This is a genomic window from Psychrobacillus sp. (genome assembly GCF_056205495.1).
Window position 1 is genome coordinate 1 of sequence record NZ_JBAEAP010000366.1, and the last position, 1649, is coordinate 1649.

At 37.5% G+C, this 1649-nt stretch carries 3 protein-coding genes; 1 reads left to right on the forward strand and 2 read right to left on the reverse strand.

Features of this window, described 5'->3' with window-relative positions:
- Window positions 1-174: 174 nt before the first annotated feature.
- Both AC06OU_RS10965 and AC06OU_RS10970 read right to left on the reverse strand, forming a co-directional pair.
- Window positions 175-339 carry a hypothetical protein gene (locus AC06OU_RS10965; RefSeq protein ID WP_169360016.1) on the reverse strand — a complete coding sequence of 55 codons (165 nt, stop codon included), beginning with the start codon at window positions 337-339 and terminating at the stop codon, window positions 175-177.
- 70 nt (window positions 340-409) lie between these two features.
- On the reverse strand, window positions 410-724 hold the full coding sequence (locus AC06OU_RS10970; protein ID WP_475855767.1) for a hypothetical protein: 315 nt from the start codon (window positions 722-724) through the stop codon (window positions 410-412).
- 170 nt (window positions 725-894) lie between these two features.
- On the opposite strand from AC06OU_RS10970, the gene AC06OU_RS10975 reads away from it, so the two are divergent.
- Window positions 895-1649: M42 family metallopeptidase (locus tag AC06OU_RS10975; RefSeq protein WP_475855768.1), on the forward strand; the 755-nt coding region annotated here is incomplete at its 3' end.

Sequence of the window (1649 nt, forward strand, 5' to 3'; positions counted from 1 at the left end):
GCAACACTTCATGTAATTAGCGCAACACATGAAGCAATAATCGCAATACTTTCTGAATTAGTGCAACACTTGAAGCAATAATCGCAACACTTTCCCAAATTCCCGCAACACTTCACCCCATATGCGCAATACTTTCACAAATAAAAAAGGTGAGTCATTAAACTCACCTTTGCATTATTTATTCGATTCTTTTGTAATATGCTTTGTCACCTTATTTTTAGAGACTTCGGCAAAGTCTATCCCGAGTTCTGTATCGGGGTTAACTGTAGGGTTTTTGTATAGCTCCTGGCTGTTATGTGTTCTTTTATTCATGGTTTTTTTGTTGTTTTTACTACTCATGAAACATCACCTCCTACGGATAATTTACACCTAATAGGAGGTTTTATGCTTTATAACTAAAAGGACATGATTAAACCTTTGCTATGTCTACTACAGAACCTGTTTTAGAGTCAGCTGCAAATTCAAATTGCTCTAGCTCTCCATTTTTAATTCTAGATATTCCGCCTCTATACACTTCAAAACGGATTGCTTCTTTTTGGAATGGCTCTGGACTCATGTAAATCCAGGACCCATCAATTGGACCTTCTTCTTTAAAGGAGTTCTTTATATTATTAAGCACTAAATCTGCTGGTTTGTTTGGATTTATTTTAGTGGCAGCCTGACTTGCAACAATACCTAATACAACTCCTGTACCTAATCCCATCATATAGTCTCTTAATTTCATTCTAATTCCTCCCTTGTGTTTATTTTAGTTTATCATATAAATGGAATTCGTAAAATTTTTCGTATGTCGAAATTTATTAGTAGTAAACCCTTCAATCTTTTATTACAATAGAGAGGGAATGTATTTAAAAAGTGAATATTAACTTTACGAGGCTTTAGGAGGCTTTAATAATGAATGAAGAAACACGCGCGTTATTTAAAACGTTAACTGAGTTACCAGGAGCGCCAGGAAATGAGCATGCGGTTCGTGCCTTTATGCGAAGTGAACTAACTAAATATTCAGATGAAATTATACAGGATAATTTAGGCGGGATATTCGGGGTAAAAAAAGGTGACGAAAATGGACCGAAGATTTTAGTTGCTGGACACATGGACGAGGTAGGATTTATGGTTTCCGGTATTACTGATAACGGTATGATTCGTTTTCAGCCATTGGGTGGCTGGTGGAACCAAGTTTTACTTGCTCAACGTGTAGAAATCATTGCGTATAACCAAGCAATACCAGGAGTAATAGGCTCCATTCCACCTCATTTGTTGAGTGATGAGGTTCGTAATAGACCAATGGACATTAAAAATATGCTAATTGATGTGGGTGCAGATGACAAAGAGGATGTTAAGCGTATGGGCATCAAGCCTGGCGATCAAATTGTCCCTGTTTGCCCATTCACTCCAATGGCAAATGATAAGAAAATAATGGCGAAGGCTTGGGACAACCGTTATGGATGTGGTCTGGCAATCGAATTATTAAAAGAAGTTCAAAATGAACAATTACCGAACATGCTATACTCCGGTGCAAACGTAATGGAAGAGGTTGGACTTCGCGGTGCACAAGCATCGACAAATATGATTAAGCCGGATCTATTCTTTGCTTTAGACGCTAGTCCAGCTAATGATGCTTCTGGCAATAAAAATGAGTTTGGTCAATT